This window comes from Streptomyces sp. NPDC023157, assembly GCF_055560575.1.
Window position 1 is genome coordinate 102,420 of the sequence record NZ_JBVHIL010000010.1, and the last position, 24,437, is coordinate 126,856.

25 protein-coding genes are annotated in these 24,437 nt (G+C 71.3%); 1 reads left to right on the plus strand and 24 read right to left on the minus strand.

What is annotated here, in order from left to right; all coding sequences use genetic code 11:
• Positions 1-303: 303 nt before the first annotated feature.
• The 12 genes from coaBC to pyrR form a co-directional block, all read right to left on the minus strand.
• Positions 304-1,518: a bifunctional phosphopantothenoylcysteine decarboxylase/phosphopantothenate--cysteine ligase CoaBC gene (gene coaBC, locus ACZ3ZE_RS31205; RefSeq protein ID WP_363291336.1), complete on the minus strand. Its 1,215-nt coding sequence runs from the start codon at positions 1,516-1,518 to the stop codon at positions 304-306.
• A gap of 189 nt (positions 1,519-1,707) precedes the next feature.
• Entirely contained in the window at positions 1,708-1,980 is a 273-nt protein-coding gene (rpoZ, locus tag ACZ3ZE_RS31210; protein WP_046907460.1) for a DNA-directed RNA polymerase subunit omega, read from the minus strand.
• A 28-nt stretch (positions 1,981-2,008) separates the two neighbouring features.
• Positions 2,009-2,572 carry a guanylate kinase gene (gene gmk / locus ACZ3ZE_RS31215; protein ID WP_361169340.1) on the minus strand — a complete coding sequence of 188 codons (564 nt, stop codon included), beginning with the start codon at positions 2,570-2,572 and terminating at the stop codon, positions 2,009-2,011.
• Positions 2,573-2,646: 74 nt separating this feature from the next.
• A complete protein-coding gene (locus ACZ3ZE_RS31220) occupies positions 2,647-2,970 on the minus strand; it encodes an integration host factor (protein WP_030693098.1) in 324 nt (107 codons plus the stop codon).
• Positions 2,971-3,273: 303 nt separating this feature from the next.
• Positions 3,274-4,119, minus strand: coding sequence for an orotidine-5'-phosphate decarboxylase (gene pyrF, locus ACZ3ZE_RS31225; RefSeq protein ID WP_467261688.1), 846 nt, complete (start codon positions 4,117-4,119; stop codon positions 3,274-3,276).
• Between the two features lie 11 nt (positions 4,120-4,130).
• Positions 4,131-5,240 (minus strand): quinone-dependent dihydroorotate dehydrogenase, encoded by a 1,110-nt coding sequence (locus tag ACZ3ZE_RS31230; protein WP_361169344.1) that lies wholly within the window; start codon positions 5,238-5,240, stop codon positions 4,131-4,133.
• An 80-nt stretch (positions 5,241-5,320) separates the two neighbouring features.
• Positions 5,321-8,629 (minus strand): carbamoyl-phosphate synthase large subunit, encoded by a 3,309-nt coding sequence (gene carB / locus ACZ3ZE_RS31235; RefSeq protein ID WP_361169347.1) that lies wholly within the window; start codon positions 8,627-8,629, stop codon positions 5,321-5,323.
• Positions 8,622-9,776: a glutamine-hydrolyzing carbamoyl-phosphate synthase small subunit gene (gene carA, locus ACZ3ZE_RS31240; RefSeq protein WP_361169351.1), complete on the minus strand. Its 1,155-nt coding sequence runs from the start codon at positions 9,774-9,776 to the stop codon at positions 8,622-8,624. Before carA ends, carB begins: the two co-directional genes overlap by 8 nt.
• Complete coding sequence (locus ACZ3ZE_RS31245; RefSeq protein WP_361626619.1) at positions 9,773-10,345, minus strand: PH-like domain-containing protein; 573 nt, start codon at positions 10,343-10,345, stop codon at positions 9,773-9,775. The genes carA and ACZ3ZE_RS31245 overlap by 4 nt, the downstream gene beginning before the upstream one ends.
• Positions 10,342-11,628 carry a dihydroorotase gene (locus ACZ3ZE_RS31250; protein WP_361169357.1) on the minus strand — a complete coding sequence of 429 codons (1,287 nt, stop codon included), beginning with the start codon at positions 11,626-11,628 and terminating at the stop codon, positions 10,342-10,344. Before ACZ3ZE_RS31250 ends, ACZ3ZE_RS31245 begins: the two co-directional genes overlap by 4 nt.
• A 5-nt stretch (positions 11,629-11,633) precedes the next feature.
• Positions 11,634-12,614, minus strand: coding sequence for an aspartate carbamoyltransferase catalytic subunit (locus tag ACZ3ZE_RS31255; protein WP_361626616.1), 981 nt, complete (start codon positions 12,612-12,614; stop codon positions 11,634-11,636).
• An 82-nt stretch (positions 12,615-12,696) separates the two neighbouring features.
• Positions 12,697-13,257 (minus strand): bifunctional pyr operon transcriptional regulator/uracil phosphoribosyltransferase PyrR, encoded by a 561-nt coding sequence (gene pyrR / locus ACZ3ZE_RS31260; protein WP_361169363.1) that lies wholly within the window; start codon positions 13,255-13,257, stop codon positions 12,697-12,699.
• 245 nt (positions 13,258-13,502) lie between these two features.
• Here pyrR and bldD point away from each other — a divergent pair, with 245 nt between their 5' ends.
• The gene (gene bldD, locus ACZ3ZE_RS31265) at positions 13,503-14,003 is read left to right on the plus strand and encodes a transcriptional regulator BldD (protein WP_189976704.1); all 501 of its coding nucleotides are present in this window, start codon (positions 13,503-13,505) and stop codon (positions 14,001-14,003) included.
• Positions 14,004-14,297: 294 nt separating this feature from the next.
• Here the strand turns inward: bldD and nusB are convergent, their stop codons facing one another.
• The 12 genes from nusB to ruvX form a co-directional block, all read right to left on the minus strand.
• Entirely contained in the window at positions 14,298-14,735 is a 438-nt protein-coding gene (gene nusB / locus ACZ3ZE_RS31270) for a transcription antitermination factor NusB (protein ID WP_361169367.1), read from the minus strand.
• 2 nt (positions 14,736-14,737) lie between these two features.
• Entirely contained in the window at positions 14,738-15,304 is a 567-nt protein-coding gene (efp, locus tag ACZ3ZE_RS31275; RefSeq protein ID WP_361169370.1) for an elongation factor P, read from the minus strand.
• Between the two features lie 48 nt (positions 15,305-15,352).
• Positions 15,353-16,459, minus strand: a complete 1,107-nt coding sequence (locus tag ACZ3ZE_RS31280; protein ID WP_361169373.1) for an aminopeptidase P family protein — start codon at positions 16,457-16,459, stop codon at positions 15,353-15,355.
• Between the two features lie 140 nt (positions 16,460-16,599).
• Positions 16,600-17,424, minus strand: a complete 825-nt coding sequence (locus tag ACZ3ZE_RS31285) for an AAA family ATPase (RefSeq protein ID WP_361169376.1) — start codon at positions 17,422-17,424, stop codon at positions 16,600-16,602.
• 126 nt (positions 17,425-17,550) lie between these two features.
• Complete coding sequence (gene aroQ, locus ACZ3ZE_RS31290) at positions 17,551-17,997, minus strand: type II 3-dehydroquinate dehydratase (RefSeq protein ID WP_046907476.1); 447 nt, start codon at positions 17,995-17,997, stop codon at positions 17,551-17,553.
• Positions 17,994-19,088, minus strand: coding sequence for a 3-dehydroquinate synthase (gene aroB, locus ACZ3ZE_RS31295; RefSeq protein ID WP_361169380.1), 1,095 nt, complete (start codon positions 19,086-19,088; stop codon positions 17,994-17,996). Before aroB ends, aroQ begins: the two co-directional genes overlap by 4 nt.
• The gene (locus tag ACZ3ZE_RS31300; RefSeq protein WP_442305395.1) at positions 19,085-19,606 is read right to left on the minus strand and encodes a shikimate kinase; all 522 of its coding nucleotides are present in this window, start codon (positions 19,604-19,606) and stop codon (positions 19,085-19,087) included. The genes aroB and ACZ3ZE_RS31300 overlap by 4 nt, the downstream gene beginning before the upstream one ends.
• Positions 19,603-20,787, minus strand: a complete 1,185-nt coding sequence (gene aroC / locus ACZ3ZE_RS31305; protein WP_361169387.1) for a chorismate synthase — start codon at positions 20,785-20,787, stop codon at positions 19,603-19,605. The genes ACZ3ZE_RS31300 and aroC overlap by 4 nt, the downstream gene beginning before the upstream one ends.
• A gap of 131 nt (positions 20,788-20,918) precedes the next feature.
• The gene (locus tag ACZ3ZE_RS31310) at positions 20,919-21,140 is read right to left on the minus strand and encodes a hypothetical protein (RefSeq protein ID WP_363291339.1); all 222 of its coding nucleotides are present in this window, start codon (positions 21,138-21,140) and stop codon (positions 20,919-20,921) included.
• Positions 21,141-21,182: 42 nt separating this feature from the next.
• Positions 21,183-22,010, minus strand: coding sequence for a shikimate dehydrogenase (locus ACZ3ZE_RS31315; RefSeq protein WP_361169393.1), 828 nt, complete (start codon positions 22,008-22,010; stop codon positions 21,183-21,185).
• Position 22,011: 1 nt separating this feature from the next.
• Positions 22,012-23,871 (minus strand): endolytic transglycosylase MltG, encoded by a 1,860-nt coding sequence (mltG, locus tag ACZ3ZE_RS31320; RefSeq protein WP_467261574.1) that lies wholly within the window; start codon positions 23,869-23,871, stop codon positions 22,012-22,014.
• A 101-nt stretch (positions 23,872-23,972) separates the two neighbouring features.
• Positions 23,973-24,437 carry a Holliday junction resolvase RuvX gene (gene ruvX / locus ACZ3ZE_RS31325; RefSeq protein ID WP_361170224.1) on the minus strand — a complete coding sequence of 155 codons (465 nt, stop codon included), beginning with the start codon at positions 24,435-24,437 and terminating at the stop codon, positions 23,973-23,975.

A 24,437-nucleotide genomic window follows, 5' to 3' on the forward strand; every position in this document is an offset into this window, starting at 1 on the left:
TGCGCCCCGCGACGTTCCGAGAACAGTCTATCGGTCACGATCGGGTATCTGGCCAGGACTCCTGGCACGTGATTCGCCGAGCGGCGTGGAAATCACCCGTCCCGAGCCGGAGATTGTCCGATATTAGTCGTTTTGGGTACGCCCTCGCGACGAAAACCGGACGGTCTGTTCTCTTGACGGAGGCTCCACCACGCCCCATCTGCCACCCACGTCACACCCGACTGTGTCAGGAAGCCGCGGCGAAGGTGCCGAAGATGGCGAAGACACGGGAAGCGAGGAGGCGTCCGGGGAGGTCAGGGCAGGTCAGGACCGCTGTGCGCGCAGCCGCGGGAGCACCAGGTCCCAGACCGTCTCCGCGAGCGCTTCTTTCGGGCCGTACGGGACGGGGGTCTCGGTGCCGTCGGCGGCGAGGACCACGGCCTCGTTCTCCTCGGAGCCGAAGGTCTTGCGCTCCCCCACCTCGTTGACGACGAGCAGGTCGCAGCCCTTGCGGCGCAGTTTGGCGCGCCCGTTGGCGAGCACGTCGTCGGTCTCGGCGGCGAAGCCGACGACGACCTGGCCGGGCAGGGCGCGCTCGGCGGCGAGCTCGGCGAGGATGTCGGGGTTGCGGACCAGCTCGATGGTGGGGGCGCCGCCGTCGTCCGTCTTCTTGATCTTGCCGGTGGCGTAGGCGGCGGGCCGGAAGTCGGCGACCGCGGCCGCCATCACCACCGCGTCGGCGTCGGCGACGGCCTTGAGGACCGCCTCGCGCAGCTGGACGGCGGTGCCGACGTGCACGACGTCGACGCCCGCCGGGTCGGGCAGGCCGGTGTTGGCCTCCACCAGGGTGACCCGGGCGCCCCGCGCGGCGGCGGCCTTGGCGAGGGCGTAGCCCTGCTTGCCGGAGGAGCGGTTGCCCAGGTAGCGGACCGGGTCCAGGGGCTCGCGGGTGCCGCCCGCGCTGACCACGACGTGCCGCCCGGCCAGATCGGGGGCGGTGACCCCGCGGGCCAGCACGCTGCGGCAGACCTCGAAGATCTCGCCGGGGTCGGGGAGGCGGCCCTTGCCCGTGTCGACACCGGTGAGGCGGCCGACGGCGGGCTCGATGACGACGGCGCCGCGGCGGCGCAGCGTCGCCACGTTCTCCTGGGTGGCGGGGTGCTCCCACATCTCGGTGTGCATGGCCGGGGCGAAGACGACCGGGCAGCGCGCGGTGAGCAGGGTGTTGGTGAGCAGGTCGTCGGCGAGGCCGTGGGCGGCCTTGGCCAGCATGTCGGCGGTGGCGGGGGCGACCACGACCAGGTCGGCGCCCTGGCCGATGCGGACGTGCGGGACCTCGTGGACGGACTCCCACACCTCGGTGGAGACCGGGTGGCCGGAGAGCGCGGACCAGGTGGCCGCACCGACGAAGTGCAGCGCGGAGTCGGTGGGCACGACACGGACGTCATGACCGGACTCGGTCAGCCGCCGGAGCAGCTCGCACGCCTTGTACGCGGCGATTCCGCCGCTCACGCCCAGGACGACCTTCGGCTTGGCCACGACTTCCCCTGCTCCCCGCGCTCGGATGCGTACGCGGATGTGTCCATCGGATGCGTACAGCGGCTGCGCACATCGGCTCGGCTGCGTACATCGGCTGCGTACTCGGATACGTACGACTCCATGAGACACCACAGGCCCGGCGGGTGTTCCGCCGGGCCTGTGGTGACAAGGATTACAACGTGGGGTGCTCTACTGCGCCGGGTCCGCGATCTTCTCGGAGGTCAGCAGGCCCGCGTTGATCTCGCGCAGCGCGATCGAGAGCGGCTTCTCGTGGACGTGGGTGTCGACGAGGGGACCGACGTACTCGAGCAGGCCCTCGCCCAGCTGCGAGTAGTACGCGTTGATCTGACGCGCACGCTTGGCCGCATAGATCACGAGGCTGTACTTGGAGTCCGTCGCCTCGAGCAACTCGTCGATCGGCGGGTTGATGATGCCCTCGGGCGCGGTGATGGAAGAGGACACGCTCTACCTTCCGAAGATGGAAAAAAGATCAGACAACGTTCATCAACGTTAGCAGCTCGCGCGCGACGTCCTCGACCGAGGTGTTGACGAGCGTGGTGTCGAACTCCGATTCGGCGGCCAGTTCGATCTTCGCGGCGGCCAGTCGGCGCTCGATCACCTCGGGCGACTCGGTCCCGCGGCCGGTGAGCCGGCGGACCAGCTCGTCCCAGCTCGGCGGGGCGAGGAAGACCAGCTGGGAGTCGTTCATGGACTCCTTGACCTGGCGGGCGCCCTGGAGGTCGATCTCCAGGAGGACCGGCTCGCCGGCCTCCAGGCGGCCGAGGACCGCACCGCGCGGGGTGCCGTAGCGGTTGCCCGCGAACTCGGCCCATTCGAGGAGCTCACCGTTGGCGATCAGCTTGTCGAACTCGTCGTCCGTCACGAAGAAGTAGTGGACGCCGTGCTTCTCGCCGGGGCGGGGCTTTCGTGTCGTGGCCGACACCGAGAGCCAGACCTCGGGGTGGACCTTGCGCATATGAGCGACGACCGTGCTCTTGCCCACCCCTGAGGGGCCGGAGAGCACGGTCAGCCGCGGACGTACCTCTGCTGCCATGCAGCGATTATTCCAGCTTTACCGGGGTGCCCGGGACCCGCGTCCCGGGCACCCCCGGGACGCGTGGCCCCGGATCAGGCGCCGGTGCTGCCGAACTCGCGCTCCAGGGAGGCGATCTGGTTGGAGCCGAGGCCGCGGACCCGGCGGCTCTCGGAGATGCCCAGGCGCTCCATGATCTGCTTGGCGCGGACCTTGCCCACGCCCGGGAGGGACTCGAGCAGGGCGGAGACCTTCATCTTGCCGATGACGTCGTTCTCCTGGCCCGACTTGATGACCTCGTGGAGGGAGGCGCCGGAGTGCTTGAGTCGATTCTTGACCTCGGCCCGCTCCCGGCGAGCCGCGGCGGCCTTCTCGAGCGCGGCTGCGCGCTGTTCAGGGGTAAGGGGCGGAAGAGCCACGCCTACGTCACCTCGGATGTCGAACTGTCGGATACGGACCGGTGGGAAGCTGTACGCCCCACACCAGTGGAGCAGCGACCGACGTGGAGTACGCCGAACGCCGACTCTGCCCCGGAGACTAGCGGCCAGGGCCGCTCCAGTCAGCGAGAACAGACGAAAAGTCCTGGTCAGCATCGACCGACCAGGACATTTCCGGCATAACGACTCGGTTTTGGGCCAACTTTTGTCAAGGAGTGAGACGGCCGGGACACGCCACCCGACCTGCGGGTTGGCGAGAACCGGCCGAAATCGACCCCGCGGGGGCTAGTGGCCTTCGACCGCCTCGCGGATCTCGTTCGCGTAACGTTCCGCCGCGGCACGCAGCGCGCCCGCGTCCGGACCCTCCTTCAGGACGCCCCGGCTGACGTTCGGGACCACGTTGCGGACCGCCGCGCCGAAGACCGCGGGGAGGTCGGCCGCGGTCGCGCCCTGCGCGCCGATGCCCGGGGCGAGCAGCGGACCGTTGATGTCCAGGTCGAACGCGGACAGGTCGCCGAGGGTGGCGCCGACGACCGCGCCGAAGGAGCCCATGGGGGTCTCCCCCGCGTTCTCCGCCGCCAGGTGGGCCAGCATGGTCGCGCCGACGGTCCGGCCGTCCTCGCGGACCGCGCGCTGCACCTCCGCGCCCTCGGGGTTCGAGGTGAGGGCCAGCACGAAGAGCCCGGCGCCGGACTCGCGGGCCAGGTCGACGGCCGGCTTCAGGGAGCCGTAGCCGAGGTACGGGGAGACCGTGAGCGCGTCGGAGAAGAGCGGGGAGTCCTTACGCAGGAAGGCTTCGGCGTAGGCGCCCATCGTGGAGCCGATGTCGCCGCGCTTGGCGTCCATGACCACGAGGCCGCCCGCGGCCCGCAGATCGGCGACGGCGCGCTCCAGGACGGCGATGCCGCGCGAGCCGAAGCGCTCGAAGAAGGCCGCCTGGGGCTTGAAGACGGCCACGGTGCCGGCCAGGGCCTCCACGACGGTGTACGTGAAGCGCTCCAGGCCCGCGATGTCGTCGGCCAGGCCCCAGGAGTCCAGCAGGGCCGCGTGCGGGTCGATGCCGACGCACAGGGGGCCGCGCTCGTCCATGGCGGTGCGCAGACGGGCGCCGAACGGCGCCAGGTTCTCCAGGGTCGCTTCGGTCACTTCTCGGCCTTTCGGTGGGCGGCGCCGACGGCCTCGGCGAGGGTGGCGTACGGGGAGGCGGCCAGGCGCGCGGCGAGGCCCTTGTGGATCGCGCGGGCGTAGAACGGGCCCTCGTAGATGAAGGCGCTGTAGCCCTGGATCAGGGTGGCGCCGGCGAGGATCCGCTGCCAGGCGTCCTCGGCGTTCTCGATGCCTCCGACGCCGATCAGGACGATCCGGTCCCCCACGCGCGCGTAGAGGCGGCTCAGGACCTCCAGGGAGCGCTCCTTGACGGGGGCGCCGGACAGTCCGCCGGTCTCCTTGACCAGCGCGGGGTCGGAGGTCAGGCCGAGGCCCTCGCGGGCGATGGTGGTGTTGGTGGCGATGATGCCGTCGAGGCCGAGCTCCAGGGCCAGGTCGGCGACGGCGTCCACGTCCTCGTCGGCGAGGTCGGGGGCGATCTTGACCAGGAGCGGGACGCGGCGGCCGGTGACGGCGCGGTCGGCGGCCTCGCGGACGGCGGTCAGGAGCGGGCGCAGCGACTCGGTGGCCTGGAGGTTGCGCAGGCCCGGGGTGTTCGGCGAGGAGACGTTGACGACCAGGTAGTCGGCGTGGCGGGCGAGCCGCTCGGTGGACTTCACGTAGTCGGCGGCGGCCTCGGCCTCGGGCACGACCTTGGTCTTGCCGATGTTGACGCCCACGACGGTCTTGAAGACCGCCGAGCGGCCCGCGAGGCGGTCGGCGACGGCGGCCGAGCCCTCGTTGTTGAAGCCCATGCGGTTGATCAGGGCGCGGTCCGGGACCAGCCGGAAGAGGCGCTTCTTGGGGTTGCCGGGCTGGGCCTCGCCGGTGACGGTGCCGATCTCGACGTGGTCGAAGCCGAGCATGGCCATGCCGTCGATGGCGACGGCGTTCTTGTCGAAGCCGGCGGCGAGGCCGAAGGGGCCGTGCATGCGCAGGCCCAGGGCCTCGGTGCGCAGCTCCTTGTACCGGGGGGCGAGGACGGCCGCGACGAAGGTCCGCAGGACCGGGGTGCGAGCGGCGAGCCGGATCCAGCGGAAGGCCAGGTAGTGGGCCTTCTCGGGGTCCATCCGCTTGAAGATCAGGTTGAAGAAGAGTTTGTACATCGTCCGAAATATCCCTCGTGCGCTCATGAAGAGGGGGACACCGCGGGTGTTGCCGGTGTCCCCCTGCTTCGTACGGGCTGCTAGTCGCGGGCCGCGGTCAGGTGTTCCGCGTGCTCCTGGAGCGAGCGGACGCCCACGTCTCCGTGGTTGAGGGCGTCGATGCCCTGGACCGCCGCCGCCAGCGCCTGGACCGTGGTCAGGCACGGGACGGAGCGGGCCACCGCCGCCGTACGGATCTCGTAGCCGTCGAGGCGGCCGCCGGTGCCGTACGGGGTGTTGACGATCAGGTCGACCTGGCCGTCGTGGATGAGCTGGACGATGGTCTTCTCACCGTTCGGCCCCTCGCCCTCGGACTGCTTGCGCACGACGGTGGCGTTGATGCCGTTGCGCTTGAGGACCTCGGCGGTGCCGGAGGTGGCCATCAGCTCGAAGCCGTGGGCGACGAGCTCACGCGCCGGGAAGATCATCGAGCGCTTGTCGCGGTTGGCGACGGAGATGAACGCGCGGCCCTTGGTGGGCAGCGGGCCGTAGGCGCCGGCCTGCGACTTGGCGTACGCCGTGCCGAAGACGTTGTCGATGCCCATGACCTCGCCGGTGGAGCGCATCTCCGGGCCGAGGACGGTGTCCACGCCGCGGCCGTGGATGTCGCGGAAGCGCGACCACGGCATCACGGCCTCCTTGACGGAGATCGGCGCGTCGAGCGGCAGGGTGCCGCCGTCGCCGGTCTTCGGCAGCAGGCCCTCGGCGCGCAGCTCGGCGATGGTGGCGCCGAGCGAGATGCGGGCGGCGGCCTTCGCGAGCGGCACCGCGGTCGCCTTCGAGGTGAAGGGGACCGTGCGGGAGGCGCGCGGGTTGGCCTCCAGGACGTACAGGATGTCGCCGGCCATCGCGAACTGGATGTTGATCAGACCGCGCACGCCGACGCCCTTGGCGATGGCCTCGGTCGAGGCGCGCAGGCGCTTGATGTCGAAGCCGCCGAGGGTGATCGGGGGCAGGGCGCAGGCCGAGTCGCCGGAGTGGATGCCGGCCTCCTCGATGTGCTCCATGACACCGCCGAGGTAGAGCTCCTCGCCGTCGTAGAGCGCGTCGACGTCGATCTCGATGGCGTCGTCGAGGAAGCGGTCGACGAGGACCGGGCGGGTCGGGGAGATCTCGGTGGACTCGGCGATGTACGACTCCAGGCGCGCCTCGTCGTAGACGATCTCCATGCCGCGGCCGCCGAGCACGTACGAGGGGCGTACGAGGACGGGGTAGCCGATCTCGTCGGCGATGGCCTTGGCACCGGCGAAGGTGGTGGCGGTGCCGTGCTTCGGCGCGGGCAGCCCGGCGTCGGCGAGCACCTGGCCGAAGGCGCCGCGGTCCTCGGCGGCGTGGATGGCCTCCGGGGAGGTGCCGACGACCGGCACGCCGTTGTCCTTGAGCGCCTGGGCGAGGCCCAGCGGGGTCTGGCCGCCGAGCTGGACGACGACACCGGCGATCGGGCCCGCGAGGGACTCGGCGTGGACGATCTCCAGCACGTCCTCGAGCGTCAGCGGCTCGAAGTACAGGCGGTCGGAGGTGTCGTAGTCCGTCGAGACGGTCTCGGGGTTGCAGTTGACCATCACGGTCTCGTAGCCGGCGTCGCTGAGCGCGAAGGAGGCGTGGACGCAGGAGTAGTCGAACTCGATGCCCTGGCCGATGCGGTTCGGGCCGGAGCCCAGGATGATCACCGCGGGCTTCTCGCGCGGCGCGACCTCGCTCTCCTCGTCGTACGAGGAGTAGAAGTACGGGGTCTTGGCGGCGAACTCGGCGGCGCAGGTGTCGACCGTCTTGTAGACCGGGCGGACACCGAGGGCGTGCCGGACCTCGCGGACGACGTCCTCGCGCAGGCCGCGGATCTCGGCGATCTGGGCGTCGGAGAAGCCGTGGCGCTTGGCCTCGGCGAGGAGCTCGGGCTCCAGCTTCTCGGCGGCGGCCAGGTCGTCGGCGATCTCCTTGATGAGGAAGAGCTGGTCGACGAACCAGGGGTCGATCTTGGTGGCCTCGAAGACCTCCTCGGGGGTGGCGCCCGCGCGGATGGCCTCCATGACGGTGTTGATCCGGCCGTCGGTGGGGCGGACCGCCTCGCGGAGCAGCTCGGCCTTGTCGCCGGTCTCGCCGGTGAAGGCGAACTGCGAGCCCTTCTTCTCCAGGGAGCGCAGGGCCTTCTGGAGCGCCTCGGTGAAGTTGCGGCCGATCGCCATGGCCTCGCCGACCGACTTCATGGTCGTGGTCAGCGTGGAGTCGGCGGCCGGGAACTTCTCGAAGGCGAAGCGCGGGGCCTTGACGACGACGTAGTCGAGGGTCGGCTCGAAGGAGGCCGGCGTCTTCTCGGTGATGTCGTTGGGGATCTCGTCCAGCGTGTAGCCGACGGCGAGCCGGGCCGCGATCTTGGCGATCGGGAAGCCGGTCGCCTTGGAGGCGAGCGCGGAGGAGCGGGAGACGCGCGGGTTCATCTCGATGACGATGATCCGGCCGTCGACCGGGTCGATCGCGAACTGGATGTTGCAGCCGCCGGTGTCGACGCCGACCTCGCGGATGATCGCGATGCCGATGTCGCGGAGCCGCTGGTACTCGCGGTCGGTGAGCGTCATCGCCGGGGCGACGGTGATCGAGTCACCGGTGTGGACGCCCATCGGGTCGAAGTTCTCGATGGAGCAGACGACCACGACGTTGTCGTTCTTGTCGCGCATCAGCTCCAGCTCGTACTCCTTCCAGCCGAGGATGGACTCCTCCAGGAGCACCTCGGTGGTCGGGGAGAGCGTGAGGCCCTGGCCGGCGATGCGGCGCAGCTCCTCCTCGTCGTGGGCGAAGCCGGAGCCGGCGCCGCCCATGGTGAAGGAGGGGCGCACGACGACGGGGTAGCCGCCGAGGGTGTCGACGCCCTTGAGGACGTCGTCCATGGAGTGGCAGATGACCGAGCGGGCGGACTCGCCGTAGCCGATCTTGGCCTTGACTGCCTCGACGACGCCCTTGAAGAGGTCGCGGTCCTCGCCCTTGTGGATGGCCTCGACGTTGGCGCCGATGAGCTCGACGCCGTACTTCTCCAGGACGCCCTGCTCGTGCATGGAGATCGCGGTGTTGAGCGCGGTCTGGCCGCCGAGGGTGGGCAGGAGGGCGTCGGGGCGCTCCTTGGCGATGATCTTCTCGACGAACTCGGGGGTGATCGGCTCGACGTACGTGGCGTCGGCGATCTCCGGGTCGGTCATGATCGTGGCCGGGTTGGAGTTCACCAGGATCACCCGCAGGCCCTCGGCCTTGAGGATGCGGCACGCCTGGGTGCCGGAGTAGTCGAACTCGGCGGCCTGGCCGATGACGATCGGGCCGGAGCCGATGACCAGGACGGACTGGATATCGGTGCGCTTAGGCACGCTCGGCCTCCAGGGCGGTGTTCATCAAAGAAGTGAAGCGGTCGAAGAGGTACGCGGCGTCGTGCGGGCCCGCGGCCGCCTCGGGGTGGTACTGGACGGAGAAGGCCGGCTGGTCGAGCAGCTGGAGGCCCTCCACGACGTTGTCGTTCAGGCAGACGTGGGAGACCTCGACCCGCCCGAAGGGGGTGTCGGAGACCTTGTCGAGGGGCGCGTCGACGGCGAAGCCGTGGTTGTGCGCGGTGACCTCGACCTTGCCGGTGGTGCGGTCCTGGACGGGCTGGTTGATGCCCCGGTGGCCGTACTTCAGCTTGTACGTGCCGAAGCCGAGCGCGCGGCCCAGGATCTGGTTGCCGAAGCAGATGCCGAAGAGCGGGGTCCTGCGGCGCAGGACCTCCTGCATGACGGCGACGGGGCCGTCGGCGGTCGCCGGGTCGCCCGGGCCGTTGGAGAAGAACACGCCGTCGGGGTTGACGGCGTAGACGTCCTCGGCGGTGGCGGTGGCGGGCAGCACGTGGACCTCGATGCCGCGCTCGGCCATCCGGTGCGGGGTCATGCCCTTGATGCCGAGGTCGACGGCGGCGACGGTGAACTTCTTCTCGCCGATCGCGGGGACGACGTACGTCTCCTTGGTGGCGACCTCGGCGGAGAGGTCCGCGCCCTTCATCTCGGGCTGCTGGCGGACCTCGGCGAGCATGGTGCCCTCGTCGGGGAGCGCGCTGCCGGAGAAGATGCCGACGCGCATGGCGCCGCTCTCGCGCAGGTGGCGGGTGAGGGCGCGGGTGTCGATGCCCTGGATGCCGACGACGCCCTGCTGCCGCAGCTCGTCGTCGAGGGAGCGCCGGGCGCGCCAGTTGGAGGAGACGCGCGCGGGGTCGCGGACGACGTAGCCGGCGACCCAGATGCGGGACGACTCGGGGTCCTCGTCGTTGACGCCGGTGTTGCCGACGTGCGGGGCGGTCATCACGACGACCTGGCGGTGGTACGACGGGTCGGTGAGGGTCTCCTGGTAGCCGGTCATGCCGGTGGAGAACACGGCCTCGCCGAAGGTCTCCCCCACGGCCCCGTAGGCGCGGCCGCGGAAGATGCGGCCGTCCTCCAGGACGAGTACGGCGGGAACCTTGGCGGCTCCCCTTGTGGAGGTCGTCATCGTGCGCCTTCCGTCGTGCTTGCGTGGTTCGTGGAGCTCATGGAGTTGATGGCCTCGACCCAGGCGGCGTGCTCGGCCGCGCGGTCGGAGCGGAAGCCGGAGTCGAGCAGCGTGTCGCCGTGGGTCCAGGTGACGACCAGGAGGCCGCCCTCGGTGAGGACCTTGCCGGCGATGCCCTTGTCCAGCCGGGCCTCGCGCAGGGCGTCGGCCGGGATGAGGAAGTCGTTCGCGCCGGGGCGGACGACCGTGATGCCCTGGTCCGTCAGGGTGAGCTCGGCCCGGCTGCGGACGCCCAGGCCGTGGGCGACGATCCGGTCGAGCCAGTGCCCCGCGGTGGTGGAGCCGTGGTAGCGGCCGGCCAGTGTCAGCTTCGCCGCACCCGGGGCCTGCGGCAGCTCGGGGAGGGCCGGAAGGCCGGACTGGAGGCTGCCGCGCCACTTCCATCCCTGGCGCATCAGCCAGTAGACGAAGGCGACGAAGAGCAGCAGTCCCGCGACCCAGCCGATGCGGCCGGCCCAGTCGGTGACCTCGGCGGACTTCTGCTCGGCCAGTTGAATGAGTGGTGTCACGCCAGCTTCCCGTCGACGAGCGTTGCCCGGCCCCGCAGGAACGTGTGGGTGACGCGCCCCGGCAGCTCGCGGCCCTCGTAGGGGGTGTTGCGGCTGCGGGAGGCGAAGTCGGCGGGGTCCACGACACCACGGTAAGCCGGATCGACCAGGGTCAGGTTGGCGGGCTCACCTGCCGAGACGGGGCGGCCGTGCTCCTTGGCCCGCCCGATCCGGGCCGGCTTGACGGACATCCGGTCGGCGACACCGGCCCAGTCGAGCAGTCCGGTCTCCACCATCGTCTGCTGGACGACGGACAGGGCGGTCTCCAGGCCGACCATGCCCATGGCGGCGGCGGCCCACTCGCAGTCCTTGTCCTCGTGCGGGTGCGGGGCGTGGTCGGTGGCGACGATGTCGATCGTGCCGTCGGCGAGGGCCTCGCGCAGCGCCATGACGTCCCGCTCGGTGCGCAGCGGCGGGTTCACCTTGTAGACCGGGTTGTACGTCCGTACGAGCTCGTCCGTCAGGAGGAGGTGGTGCGGGGTGACCTCGGCGGTCACGTCGATGCCGCGGGACTTGGCCCAGCGGACGATCTCGACGGAGCCGGCGGTGGAGAGGTGGCAGATGTGGACGCGGGAGCCGACGTGCTCGGCGAGCAGGACGTCGCGGGCGATGACCGACTCCTCGGCGACGGCCGGCCAGCCGCCCAGGCCGAGCTCGGCGGAGACGATGCCCTCGTTCATCTGGGCGCCCTCGGTGAGGCGGGGCTCCTGGGCGTGCTGGGCGACGACGCCGCCGAAGGCCTTCACGTACTCCAGGGCGCGGCGCATGATCACGGCGTCGTCGACGCACTTGCCGTCGTCGGAGAAGACGGTGACGCCGGCGGCGGAGTCGTGCATGGCGCCGAGCTCGGCCAGCTTCTTGCCCTCCAGGCCGACGGTGACGGCGCCGATGGGCTGCACGTCGCAGTAGCCGTGCTCGCGGCCGAGGCGGTAGACCTGCTCGACGACACCGGCGGTGTCGGCGACCGGGTGGGTGTTGGCCATGGCGAAGACGGCCGTGTAGCCACCGGAGGCGGCGGCGCGGGTGCCGGTGAGGACGGTCTCGGAGTCCTCACGGCCCGGCTCGCGCAGGTGGGTGTGCAGGTCGACGAGGCCCGGCAGCAGGATGTGGTCCTGGGCCTCGATCACCTGGGCGCCCTCGGCCGACAGGCCCGTTCCGACCTCGGCGATGGTCTCGCCGTCGATCAGGACGTCCTGGGCCTCGCCGCCGAGCACCTTCGCACCACGGATCAGGATCTTGCTCATGGGGTTCAGTTCTCCTCGGTGCGGGGGGTGGCGGGGGCGGCGGGCTCGTAACCGCCGAGCAGCAGGTAGAGCACGGCCATGCGGATGGAGACGCCGTTGGCGACCTGCTCGACGACCGTGCAGCGGTCGGAGTCGGCGACCTCGGCGGTGATCTCCATGCCGCGGACCATGGGCCCGGGGTGCATGACGATGGCGTGCTCGGGCATCTTGGCCATCCGCTCGCCGTTCAGCCCGTACCGGCGCGAGTACTCGCGCTCGGTCGGGAAGAAGGCGGCGTTCATCCGCTCGCGCTGCACACGCAGCATCATCACCGCGTCGGACTTCGGCAGCACGCTGTCGAGGTCGTACGAGATCTCGCAGGGCCAGGTCTCCACGCCGACGGGGACCAGGGTGGGCGGGGCCACCAGGGTGACCTCGGCGCCGAGGGTGTGCAGCAGGTCGACGTTGGAGCGGGCGACCCGGCTGTGCAGGACGTCGCCGACGAGCGTGATGCGCTTGCCGTCCAGGTCCTTGCCGAGGCCGGTGTCGCGGCCGATCAGGCGGCGGCGCATGGTGAAGGCGTCCAGCAGGGCCTGGGTGGGGTGCTGGTGGGTGCCGTCGCCCGCGTTGATGACGGGGGCGTCGATCCACCCCGAGGTGGCCAGGCGGTACGGGGCGCCGGAGGCGCTGTGCCGGATGACGACGGCGTCGACGCCCATCGCCTCCAGGGTCTGCGCGGTGTCCTTGAGGGACTCGCCCTTGGAGACGCTGGAGCCCTTGGCCGCGAAGTTGATCACATCGGCGGAGAGGCGCTTCTCGGCGGCCTCGAAGGAGATCCGGGTGCGGGTGGAGTCCTCGAAGAAGAGGTTGCAGATCGTGCGGCCGCGCAGGGTCGGCAGCTTCTTGATGGGCCGGTCGGCCACCCGGGCCATCTCCTCGGCGGTGTCGAGGATGAGGACGGCGTCGTCGCGGGTGAGGTCGGCGGCCGAGATGAGGTGACGCATCATCGGGTTTCTCTCCGGGGTGGGGAGGGTGAGGGCATGCGGGTGCGCAGGGCTGTGCCCCGGACCCGTCGGGGGCCGGTCTCGGCTAGGAGGCGGGCTTGCTGCCGAGCAGCACGGTGTCGCGACCGTCCTCCTCGGCGAGCTGGACCTTGACCGTCTCCCGCAGTGACGTGGGGAGGTTCTTGCCGACGTAGTCGGCGCGGATCGGGAGCTCGCGGTGGCCGCGGTCGACGAGGACGGCGAGCTGGACCGCGCGGGGGCGGCCGATGTCGCCGAGGGCGTCGAGGGCGGCGCGGATGGTGCGCCCGGAGAAGAGCACGTCGTCGACGAGGACGACCAGGCGGCCGTCGATGCCGTCACCCGGGATGTCGGTGCGGCCGAGGGCGCGCGCCGGCTTCATCCGCAGGTCGTCGCGGTACATCGTGATGTCGAGGGAACCGACCGGGACCTTGGCGCCGGTGATCGATTCCAGCTTCTCGGCGAGCCTGCGGGCGAGGTAGACACCGCGGGTCGGGATGCCGAGGAGGACCACGTCGTCGGCGCCCTTGGCGCGCTCGACGATCTCGTGGGCGATGCGGGTCAGGACCCGCGCGATGTCCGGGGCCTCGAGAACGGGCCGGGCATCGGTCTGCTGCTGTGCGTCCATTATGAAACGGACCTCCTTCTCCGCCTCACGGGACGGACCTTAAAGGACGTCGGAATTGCGCCATCCACCTTACCAGCGGCGGACGGGTGCCCTGCTCACCACCCTGGCGCCACTCCGGGCGCCGTCCCCCGGGAGGAGGCGGTATGGACCATTCGGCTTGACGGAAGAGCGTCACGCTGCGTAACCTCACAGTGAGTTACCAGCCGCGCGGCGCCGCCGCAATCGTCACAGCGTCCGGGAGCGTTATGTCCAGCGAATACGCAAAGCAGCTCGGGGCCAAACTCCGCGCGATCCGCACCCAGCAGGGCCTTTCCCTCCACGGTGTGGAGGAGAAGTCCCAGGGCCGCTGGAAGGCGGTCGTGGTCGGTTCTTACGAGCGTGGTGACCGCGCCGTGACCGTACAGCGTCTGGCCGAGCTGGCGGACTTCTACGGGGTCCCGGTGCAGGAGCTGCTGCCGGGCACCACGCCGGGCGGGGCCGCCGAGCCGCCGCCGAAGCTGGTCCTGGACCTGGAGCGCCTCGCCCACGTCCCCGCCGAGAAGGCCGGCCCGCTCCAGCGCTACGCCGCGACCATCCAGTCGCAGCGCGGCGACTACAACGGCAAGGTGCTGTCGATCCGCCAGGACGACCTGCGCACCCTCGCCGTCATCTACGACCAGTCCCCCTCGGTCCTCACCGAGCAGCTGATCAGCTGGGGCGTCCTGGACGCGGACGCGCGCCGCGCCGTCGCCCACGAGGAGAACTGACCCTTCGCGGGCCAGAAAGCCTCATACCAGCGCAGAAACGTGCCGCCGGGCCCCTGGGAGTCATTCCGACTCCCAGGGGCCCGGCGCTTTCGTTCCAGGCCCGTGGCGGCGCTCCTGGCGACCCGGCGGGGGCGCTGCCGGCCTGACGCTCGGCCGCCGACACGGCTGAGGCACGGCCCGCGACACGACTGACGACATGGCTGACGACATGGCGAAGGGGCCCGCAGCACCGGAGTGCTGCGGGCCCCTTCGACTGCCGTACGGACGGCTGCGGCCTGGGCCGGACGGTGCGGACTAGGCGTCCGCGTCCCGGCGCAGGCGCGGCTTCAGGTCCTTGAAGCGACCCAGCAGACCGTTGACGAAGTTCGGCGACTCGTCCGTGGAGAACTCCTTGGCGAGCTGCACCGCCTCGTCGATCGCCACCGCGTCGGGCGTGCCGTCCTCCCAGATCAGCTCGTACGCGCCGAGGCGCACGATGTTCCGGTCGGCGACGGGCATCCGGTCGAGGTCCCAGTCCACCGCGTAGGTCGCGATGAGCTCGTCGATGCGCGCCACGTGGGACGCGTACCCCTCGACCAGCTGCATGGTGAACTCGTTGACCGGCGGCTGGTGGTCGTCCGACCGGGCGAACCGGACCTGGTCGGCGAGGACTGCCTGGACCGAGGTGCCGCGCTGGTCGGCCTCGAACAGGATCTGGAAGGCCCGCCTGCGGGCCTTGCTCCGGGCAGCCACGGTTAGCTGTTCACCCGGCCGAGGTAGGCGCTGGAGCGGGTGTCGACCTTGACCTTCTCACCGGTGGTGATGAAGAGCGGGACCTGGATCTGGTGGCCGGTCTCCAGGGTGGCGGGCTTGGTGCCACCGGTGGAGCGGTCGCCCTGGACACCCGGCTCGGTCTCCTGGATGACGAGCTCGACGGCGGCCGGCAGCTCCACGTAGAGCACCTCGCCCTCGTGCTGCGCGACCGAGGCGGTGAAGCCCTCGATGAGGAAGTTGGCGGTGTCGCCGACGTTCTTCCGGTCGATGTGGAGCTGGTCGTAGGTCTCCATGTCCATGAAGACGAAGTACTCGCCGTCCATGTAGGAGAACTGCATGTCACGGCGGTCGATGGTGGCGGTGTCGACCTTCGTACCAGCGTTGAAGGTCTTGTCGACGACCTTGCCGGAAAGCACGTGCTTGAGCTTGGTGCGCACGAAGGCGGGGCCCTTGCCGGGCTTGACGTGCTGGAACTCGACGACGGACCAGAGCTGGCCCCCGTCGAGCTTGAGCACCATGCCGTTCTTGAGGTCGTTCGTGGAAGCCACGGTTGCGGAATCTCCTGGACTGACGTGGACCTGGGAGGCGTACGCGCCTTACAGCGCGAGCAGCTCCTTGGTCGTGATGGTGAGTAGCTCGGGTCCGCCGTCCGCCTCCTGGCGTACGACGAGCGTGTCATCGATCCGGACCCCGCCCCGGCCCGGGAGGTGGACCCCCGGTTCGACGGTGACCGGCACACAAGCGTCCAGTTTACCCATGGCCGCGGGTGCGAGCTGCGGGTCCTCGTCGATTTCCAGGCCCACACCGTGCCCGGTGAGGGGCGCGCTGGCGTCGCCGTGGCCCGCCGCGACGAGAATCTGCCGGGCCACGCGGTCGACGTCGCGGTACTCCGCACCGGGTGCCAGGGCCTCCCGGCCGGCCCGCTGAGCGGCGAAGACGAGGTCGTACAGCTCGATCTGCCAGTCGGCGGGAGTGGTCCCGATCACGAAGGTACGACCGATCTCACAGCGGTAGCCGCGGTAATTGGCGCCGAGGCAGACGGAAAGGAAGTCGCCCTCCTCGACCCGCCGGTCGGTGGGCCGGTGCCCGGCCCGCCCGGAGTGCGGCCCGGTGGCCACGGAGGTGCGGAAGGCGGGGCCGTCGGCGCCGTGGTCGACCAACCGCCGCTCCAGCTCCAGGGCGAGATGCCGCTCGGTCCTGCCGACCAGGATCGACTCCAGGAGTTCGCCGAGGGCCTGGTCGGCGATCTCGGCGGCGATCCGCAGACAGGCGATCTCGTCCTCGTCCTTGACGATCCGCAGCTGTTCGACACCGCTCGACAGGTCGGCGAGACGCAGCCCGGGGGCGACGGAGCCCATGGCCCGGTGCCGGGAGACGGTCAGGTGGTGCTCCTCGACGGCGAGGGCGTCCGCCCCGGCCTTGCGGGCGAAGTCGACGGCCGCGACCGCCGGATCGCCGCCGCCGGTGGGCAGCAGCACCTGGCGCAGCAGCTCGTCGAGCCGCCCGTCGGCGGGATCGGCGCCCGGGGCGGTCGGGCAGAGCAGCACGTCCTCCTCGGGACCGAGCAGCAGCACGGCCCCGGCGGGTGAACCGCCGGTGAGATAGCGGACGTTGGCGGGACGGGAGACCAGGGCCGCCGAGCTGCCCGCGGCCGCACACCGGTCGCGCAGCCGCACCCGGCGGTCCGCATACACCTCTGACATGCTCCGAGCCTACGAGGGGCCACGCGCCCTGGCCTGTTCAGCGGGTCCGACCGGGGCGGGGGCGGGGCTGCCGGAGCCGTCGGCCGACGCGCGCGCCCAGGCGGAGCCGTCGACCGGCATCCCGCCCCCTCGACCGGGCGTCAGCCGGTCTGCGGGCTCGTGATCGCGCGGGCCAGGACGTCGTCGAGGACGCGGGCGGTGGTCTCCACGTCGTACGTGGAGTTGTCGATGATCGGCAGGCCGGAGCCGTACCAGCCGGCCATCCGGCCGTGGATGGCGGCGACCTCCTCGTCCGAGAGGCGCCGGTTGCCGCTGCGCTCGGCGTTGCGCTCCAGGACGATGTCGAGGCCGGGCAGCAGGACGACGGGGAGCAGTCCGGGGCCGACGTGGCGCTTCCAGCCGCCGAGGCCGACGACGGGCCAGTCGGGGAAGACGGCGTCGTCGAGGATGCAGGAGATGCCGTTGGCGAGGTAGTTGCGGGCGGCGAAGCCGCAGGTGCGGCGGGCGAGGCGGTACTGGGCCTCGGAGTGCTCGTTCCACCCGGCCTGCGGGTCGGCGAAGCCGGAGCAGACCCATTCGCGCACGTCGTCGAGGCTGATGTGGGCGGTCGGGACGCGCCGGCGCCGCGCCCAGTGGCGGGCGACGGTGGTCTTCCCGGCGCCGGCCGGGCCGATGAGCAGCACGGCGAGGGTGGCGGTCCCGGTGCCGGTCACCGCCGGCGGCATCGCCATGTGGGCGGTGACGGGGGCGCTCGTCCAGCCGGGCGCGGGCGGCGGGCCCTGCGGCGGTCCGGGCGGCGGCGCGGCCTGCGCGGAGGGGTAGGGGTAGTGCTGCGGCGGGGCCGGCGGAACGGGAGGAGGCGCGCCCTGGGCGGCTCCGGGCGTGTGGGCCCGCGGGCCGTGCGCCCAGGCTGAGGGGTCGGCGGGCTGGTGCGGTGGCGACGGAGCCCCCATTCCGTGCTGCATCCCGGTGCCCACTCCGTCCGTACGCCTTTTGCTTCCACTGTTGCCGGAACGTTACCGCCCCCGGCTTCCCGAGGGGAAACGGCCGGGGGCGGTAGGAGGTGCCCGAAGGGGCCTCCCGGGCTGTGCTCAGGCGGTCAGTTCCTCCGCGAGCGCACGCAGGGCGAGCCGGTAGGAGCCGATCCCGAAGCCCGCGATCGTGCCGGTCGCGACGGCCGCGACGACCGAGGTGTGCCGGAACTCCTCGCGCGTGTACGGGTTGGAGATGTGCACCTCGATGAGCGGCGCGGTGCGCTGGGCGGCCGCGTCGCGCATCCCGTACGAGTAGTGCGTGAACGCGCCGGGGTTGAGCACGACCGGCAGCGAGCCGTCCGCGGCCTCGTGCAGCCAGCGGATCATCTCGCCCTCGTCGTTGGTCTCGCGGACCTCGACGTCGAAGCCCAGCTCCTCGCCGAGGGTCCGGCAGGAGTCGACGAGCCCCTTGTAGGAGGTGGCGCCGTAGATGTCGGGCTCACGGGAGCCGAGCCGCCCCAGGTTCGGGCCGTTGAGGACGAGGACCCGGCGCGGCTCGCTCACGCGGACACCTCGCCGTAGGCCGCGATCAGGACGGCCGGGTCGGGGCCCTCCAGGACGGTCGGCTTGCCGATGCCGTCGAGGACGATGAAGCGCAGCAGGTCGCCACGGGACTTCTTGTCGACCTTCATGGTCTCCAGCAGCTTGGGCCACTGGTCGCCGCGGTAGGTGAGCGGCAGTCCGACCGACTCCAGGACGGCGCGGTGCCGGTCGGCGGTCGCGTCGTCGAGGCGTCCGGCGAGCCGGCCGAGCTCGGCGGCGAAGACCATGCCGACGGAGACGGCGGCGCCGTGGCGCCACTTGTACCGCTCGTTCTTCTCGATGGCGTGGGCGAGGGTGTGCCCGTAGTTGAGGATCTCGCGGCGGCCGGCCTCCTTGAGGTCGCCGGAGACGACCTCGGCCTTGACCTGGATCGACCGCACGATGAGCTCGGCGGTGTGCGGTCCGGCGGGGGTACGGGCGCCCTCCGGGTCCCCCTCGATGAGGTCGAGGATGACCGGGTCGGCGATGAAGCCGGCCTTGATGATCTCGGCGAGGCCGCTGACGTAGTCGTGCACGGGCAGCGAGTCCAGCGCGGCGAGGTCGCAGAGCACCCCGGCGGGCGGGTGGAAGGCGCCGACGAGGTTCTTGCCCTCGGCGGTGTTGATGCCGGTCTTGCCGCCGACGGCCGCGTCGACCATGGCGAGCACGGTGGTCGGCACGGCGATCCAGCGCACGCCCCGCAGCCAGGTCGCGGCGACGAAGCCGGCCAGGTCGGTGGTGGCGCCGCCGCCGACGCCCACGATGATGTCGCTGCGGGTGAAGCCGGTCTGACCGAGCGCCTTCCAGCAGTAGGCGGCGACCTCGGCGGTCTTCGCCTCCTCGGCGTTGGGCACCTGGATGGCGACGGCCTCGTAGCCCTGGTCCGCGAGGTCGGCGCGCAGCGCCTCGCCGGTCCCGGCGAGCGCCTCGGGGTGGATCACGGCCACCCGCTTGGCGCCGGGGCCGATGAGGGCGGGGAGCTCGCCGAGGAGCTGCCGGCCGACCAGCACCTCGTACGGGTCCGTGCCCGCCGAGCCGCCGACCTGGATACGGGTCACTTCCTGGTGCGTCATGTCTCCTTCTTCAGGTCCAGAGCGTCGAGGACCGCGTCCGCGACCTCTTCGGGTGTGCGGTCGTCGGTGGCGACGACGACACGGGCGACTTCGGTGTAGAGGTGGCGGCGGGCGTCCATCAGCTCGCGCCACTGGCGGCGCGGATTGACGGCGAGCAGCGGCCGCGCGGCGCCGAGCCCGACGCGGCGGACCGCTTCCTCGACGTCCATGGAGAGGTACGCGACGGGCAGCCCGGCCAGCAGGGCGCGGGTGCCCTCGTCGAGCACGGCGCCGCCGCCGAGCGCGAGGATGCCCTCGTGTTCGGTGACGGCCGTGCGCACGGCCGCGCGCTCCAGGGCGCGGAAGTGGTCCTCGCCGTCCTCGACGAAGATGTCGGAGATCTCGCGTCCCTCGGTGGCGACGATGTCGGCGTCGGTGTCGCGGTAGGCGGCGCCGAGCCGTTCGGCGAGGAGCGCGCCCACGGTGGACTTGCCGGAGCCCATCGGGCCGACGAGGACGACCAGGGGGCCGCCGGTCACCGGATCTGGAGGTTGTCGAGGTAGGACTGCACGTTGCGGCGGGTCTCGGGGACGCTGTCGCCGCCGAACTTCTCCACGACCGCGTCGGCCAGGACCAGCGCGACCATCGCCTCGGCCACGATCCCCGCCGCCGGCACCGCGCAGACGTCGGACCGCTGGTGGTGGGCCGCGGCGACCTCGCCGGTGGCGACGTCGATGGTGGCGAGCGCGCGGGGCACGGTCGCGATGGGCTTCATCGCGGCGCGCACGCGCAGCAGTTCACCGGTGCTCAGGCCGCCCTCGGTGCCGCCGGCGCGACCGGTGGCACGGGTGATGCCGTCGGGGCCCTGGACGATCTCGTCGTGGGCCTGGGAGCCGGGCACGCGGGCGAGGTCGAAGCCGTCGCCGACCTCGACGCCCTTGATGGCCTGGATCCCCATGAGCGCGGCCGCGAGCCGGGCGTCGAGGCGCCGGTCCCAGTGCACGTGCGAACCGAGACCGACGGGCACGCCGTAGGCCAGGACCTCGACGACGCCACCGAGGGTGTCACCGTCCTTGTGGGCCTGGTCGATCTCGGCGACCATCGCCTTCGACGCGTCGGCGTCGAGGCAGCGCACCGGGTCGGCGTCCAGCTTCTCGACGTCGGCGGGGGTCGGGTAGACGCCGTACGGGGCCTTGGCGGCGGCGAGCTCGACGACGTGGGAGACGATCTCGATGCCGGCCGCCTCCTTCAGGAAGGAGCGGGCGACGGCGCCGAGGGCGACGCGGGCGGCGGTCTCACGGGCGCTGGCGCGCTCCAGGATCGGCCGGGCCTCGTCGAAGCCGTACTTCTGCATGCCGGCGAGGTCGGCGTGGCCGGGGCGGGGCCGGGTCAGGGGCGCGTTGCGGCCCGTCTCCTTGAGCTCCGCAGGGTCGACGGGGTCCGCCGACATGACGGTCTCCCACTTCGGCCACTCGGTGTTGCCGACCATGACGGCGACGGGCGAGCCGAGCGAGAGGCCGTGGCGGACACCACCGAGGAAGGTGACCTCGTCCTGCTCGAACTTCATCCGGGCACCACGCCCGTAGCCGAGACGCCGCCGCGCGAGGTGGTCGGCCACCAGCGCCGTGGTGACCGGCACGCCTGCGGGAAGTCCTTCGAGGGTTGCAACCAGCGCGGGTCCGTGGGACTCCCCCGCCGTCAGCCAACGCAGCCTGCTCAACGATGCTCCTCATGCTCGCGCCTGGGCTCTGCTCCGGCGCGACCTGGGTGCGCGGCCCTGATCCGCCTCCCCTGATCCTCCCACGTCCCGACGCCTGATCGATCGCCGGTCCACAGGTCGGAACGCATCTGTCAGGTGTCGAGTCGGGTTTCGGCCAGCCCGTCGGCGGGACTCCGCCGGGCCCGCCACCAGTCACGGCAGCGGATGCCGACGCAGTACAGGAAGAAGGCGCCGCCGAGCGCGGCGACCGGATACCTGATCCACTCCGGCAGGGATCCGAACCCGATCCGGACCACTCCGATCAGCAGGTGCACGAGATCCCAGCCCGCGTCCCACTTGGACGCGAGCAGCACGTCTCCCCCCACCGTCTCCCCCGCTCCCCCGTCGTCCCCGTATCAGCGCTCGGCGAGCGCCTTCTCGCCCGCCGCCCGCATCGCGGCCAGCGGCCCCGGGACCCGCCCGGTCATCTGCTCGACCTGGAGCACCGCCTGGTGGACCAGCAGGTCGAGGCCGCCGACCACTTTGCCGCCGCGCGCCGACCAGGCGGCCGCGATCCGGGTGGGCCACGGGTCGTACAGCACGTCGAAGAGGGTGCCGGGGGCGTCGGGCACGGCCGCCGCGAGGGCGTCGGTCGTCCCGGCCGGCGTGGTGGCGACGACCAGCGGGGCCGCGAAGGCCTCGGCGGCGTCGTCCCAGGCGGCGGTCCGCACGTCGACCCCGAGCCGCTCGCCCCAGCCGCGCATCTCCTCCGCGCGCGCCTCACTGCGTACGTACGCGGTGACGGGCCCCGAGCAGATTCTGGCCAGGGCGGCCAGCGCCGAGGAGGCGGTGGCACCCGCGCCGAGGATCGCGGCCGAGTCGACCTTCTCGACGGCCCGCTCCCGCAGGGCGGCGACGATGCCGGGGATGTCGGTGTTGTCGCCGACCCGCCGCCCGTCCTCGGTGAAGACGACCGTGTTGACCGCCTCGACGGAGGCCGCCACGTCGGTGACCTCGTCGAGCAGCGGCATGATCGCCCGCTTGAGCGGCATGGTCAGCGAGAGCCCCGCCCACGCCGCGTCGAGCTCCGCCACGAACCCGGGGAGCGCTGCCTCGTCCACCTCGAAACGGTCGTACGACCAGTCGTCGAGGCCGAGCTCCCGGTACGCGGCCCGGTGCAGCACCGGGGAGAGCGAGTGGGCGATGGGCGAGCCGAGCACGGCCGCCCGCCGTCGGAAGGTCATCTCAGTTCCCCGCGTTGAACTTCTGGACGAGCCGGTCGTGCTCGGCGAGCGTCTTGGCGAATTCGGTCTTGTTCTTGCCGTCCGTGGCGACGAAGTACATCCAGCCGTCCTTCGTCGGGTTGAGGGCGGCGGTCACCGCCTCGATGCCCGGGTTGCCGATCGGTCCGGGCGTGAGGCCCCGGTGCTTGTACGTGTTGTACGGGTCCGGGTTGGTGAGGACTTCCTTCCGGGAGATCTTGATCTCGCTCTGACCCATCAGGTAGTTGTACGACGAGTCGAACTGGAGCAGCTGGAAGGTCTCCTTGTTGTCCGGCTGGAGACGGTTGTAGATGACCTCGGCCATCTTCGTGAAGTCGTCGTGCGTCTTGCCCTCGGCCTGGACCAGGCTCGCGACCGTGAGCAGCTCCCACGGGCCCTTCAGCCCGAGCTCGCGCGACTTCGCCTCCAGGTCCAGCTTCATGTACTCCGCGTTGGACCGCGAGACCATCTTCCGCAGCACGTCCTCGGGTTTGTTGCCCTTGGCGACCGGGTAGCTGGCCGGGAAGAGGAAGCCCTCCAGCGGGTCCTTGACGTCGGCGTGGTTCTTGGCCCAGTCGGGCAGGCCGAGCGAGCCCGCCTGCTTGAAGGCGGTCTCCTTCGTGGTGCCGGGCTTGAGTTCGAGACGCTTGTCGATCTCGGCGTAGACCCAGGAGTTGCGCCGGCCCTCGGGGATGACGAAGTTGGCCTTGCTGAGCGGGCTCAGCATCAGCGAGACCGCGCTCTCGGCGGACATGCCCTTCTTCAGGGTGTAGGCGCCGGCCTGGATGGAGATGCCCTTGGGGTTCTTCTGCTGGGCCGAGACGAAGGCGTCGACGCTCGCGACGACTCCGGCCTTCTTGAGGATGTTGCCGATCTCGTAGCCGCCGGCCTCGTCCGGGATCACGATCTGGACGTCGCCGCTGCCCTCGCCGACGAAGTCGGGCGCCGCGCCGAACTGCCCCTGCCAGAACTGGTAGCCGAAGTAGCCGATGCCGCCGACGCCGCCGCCGATGACGAGCGCCACGACCAGGCAGGCCATGCCGTTCTTGGCCTTGCGGCCCTTCTTCTTGCCCTTGCCGCCGCGCCGGTCTCCCCGGCGCCCGGCGGGCTCCTCGTCGTACTCGTCGTCGTACGGCTCGTCGTCGTACGCGTCCGCCCGCGTCGCCGTGTCGCCGTCGTCCGCACGGCCACGGTCGCGACGCCCGCGGCGCCCGGTCCGCTCCTCGGTCCGCTCGTCCGGCCGGGGGTCCGGCCGGTCGTCCTCGCCGGTGAAGAACGGGTGGTCCTCCTCGGGCTCCTGCTGCGCCTCCGCCTCCCAGTCCGTCACCGGCTGGGGTGGCACCTGGCGCCGGCCCGGGGGCTGCGGCGGCGGGTAGGCCTCGGGGGTTCCGTAGAGGTCGGGCTGCTGGCCGCCGTACGGATCGGTGGGAGGGGCGTTGTACGGCATCGCCGCCTGGCCCGTCTCCCAGGTGCCGTCGTACTGCTGTGCGGGATACCCGGGCGTGTCGTACCCGCCCGGGTTCCCGTACTGCTGTTCGCCGTAAGCCTGCGGGTAGTACGGCTGCTGGGGCTGTTGCGGCTGCTGGTAGGCGCCGCCTCCGTAGGTCTGGCCGTACGGATCCTGCTGTACCTGCTGCCCCTGGTACGCCTGCTGCCCCTGGTGACCGGGATGCGCCTGGTGACCGGGATGGCCCTGCTGCTGTTCGTACTGCTGGGCCTGCTGCTCGTACTGCTGCTGCGCCTGCTGCGGGTACTGCTGCTGGCCTTCCCACCCCTGGTCCCCGTACAGGGGATCCGTGGGGTGCCACGGTTCGGAGCCCGGGCTCCGGCCATACTCAGTCATCGATCCCCAAACAGCCGCGAGGCTTCCGGACGATCCGCCTCTACGTAGTGCGGCAGCTGTTCGAACACCGCCGCATCGCGCGGAACGTTACCGTATCGCGATCAGATGACCACTTCGACGCCCTCACCGGGCGGATTACCTGATACCCGTTCGGACTCAAGAGCGGTCTGAAGGATGATCACAGCGGCGGCCTGGTCGATGACGGACCGCCCCTTCTTGGACTTCACCCCGGAGGCGCGCAGCCCCTGGGTCGCCGTCACCGTCGTCATCCGCTCGTCGACCAGCCGGACCGGCACCGGGGCGATGCCCTTGGCCATCTCGCCGGCGAAGGCCCGGACCTTGGTCGCGGCCGGACCCTCCCGCCCGCTGAGCGAGCGGGGCAGGCCCACGACGACCTCGATCGGCTCGTACTCCTCGACGATCTGGCGCAGCCGCCGGTGGGCGGCCGGGACGTCACGTCCCGGCACGGTCTCCACCGGCGTGGCGAGGACCCCGTCGGGGTCGCACGAGGCGACCCCGATCCGGGCGTCCCCGACGTCGACCGCGATCCGGCGTCCGCGACGCAT

What these genes read in the sequence shown, in the direction of transcription:
- gmk (WP_361169340.1), bottom strand. Translation starts at nt 2,572, where the DNA reads ATGGCAGCAGAGGTACGTCCGCGGCTGACCGTGCTCTCCGGCCCCTCA.
- ACZ3ZE_RS31230 (WP_361169344.1), bottom strand. Translation starts at nt 5,240, where the DNA reads ATGTACAAACTCTTCTTCAACCTGATCTTCAAGCGGATGGACCCCGAG.
- carA (WP_361169351.1), bottom strand. Translation starts at nt 9,776, where the DNA reads ATGACGACCTCCACAAGGGGAGCCGCCAAGGTTCCCGCCGTACTCGTC.
- ACZ3ZE_RS31250 (WP_361169357.1), bottom strand. Translation starts at nt 11,628, where the DNA reads ATGAGCAAGATCCTGATCCGTGGTGCGAAGGTGCTCGGCGGCGAGGCC.
- ACZ3ZE_RS31255 (WP_361626616.1), bottom strand. Translation starts at nt 12,614, where the DNA reads ATGATGCGTCACCTCATCTCGGCCGCCGACCTCACCCGCGACGACGCC.
- pyrR (WP_361169363.1), bottom strand. Translation starts at nt 13,257, where the DNA reads ATGGACGCACAGCAGCAGACCGATGCCCGGCCCGTTCTCGAGGCCCCG.
- bldD (WP_189976704.1), top strand. Translation starts at nt 13,503, where the DNA reads ATGTCCAGCGAATACGCAAAGCAGCTCGGGGCCAAACTCCGCGCGATC.
- ACZ3ZE_RS31280 (WP_361169373.1), bottom strand. Translation starts at nt 16,459, where the DNA reads ATGTCAGAGGTGTATGCGGACCGCCGGGTGCGGCTGCGCGACCGGTGT.
- ACZ3ZE_RS31285 (WP_361169376.1), bottom strand. Translation starts at nt 17,424, where the DNA reads ATGCAGCACGGAATGGGGGCTCCGTCGCCACCGCACCAGCCCGCCGAC.
- aroB (WP_361169380.1), bottom strand. Translation starts at nt 19,088, where the DNA reads ATGACGCACCAGGAAGTGACCCGTATCCAGGTCGGCGGCTCGGCGGGC.
- ACZ3ZE_RS31315 (WP_361169393.1), bottom strand. Translation starts at nt 22,010, where the DNA reads ATGACCTTCCGACGGCGGGCGGCCGTGCTCGGCTCGCCCATCGCCCAC.
- mltG (WP_467261574.1), bottom strand. Translation starts at nt 23,871, where the DNA reads ATGACTGAGTATGGCCGGAGCCCGGGCTCCGAACCGTGGCACCCCACG.
- ruvX (WP_361170224.1), bottom strand. Translation starts at nt 24,437, where the DNA reads ATGCGTCGCGGACGCCGGATCGCGGTCGACGTCGGGGACGCCCGGATC.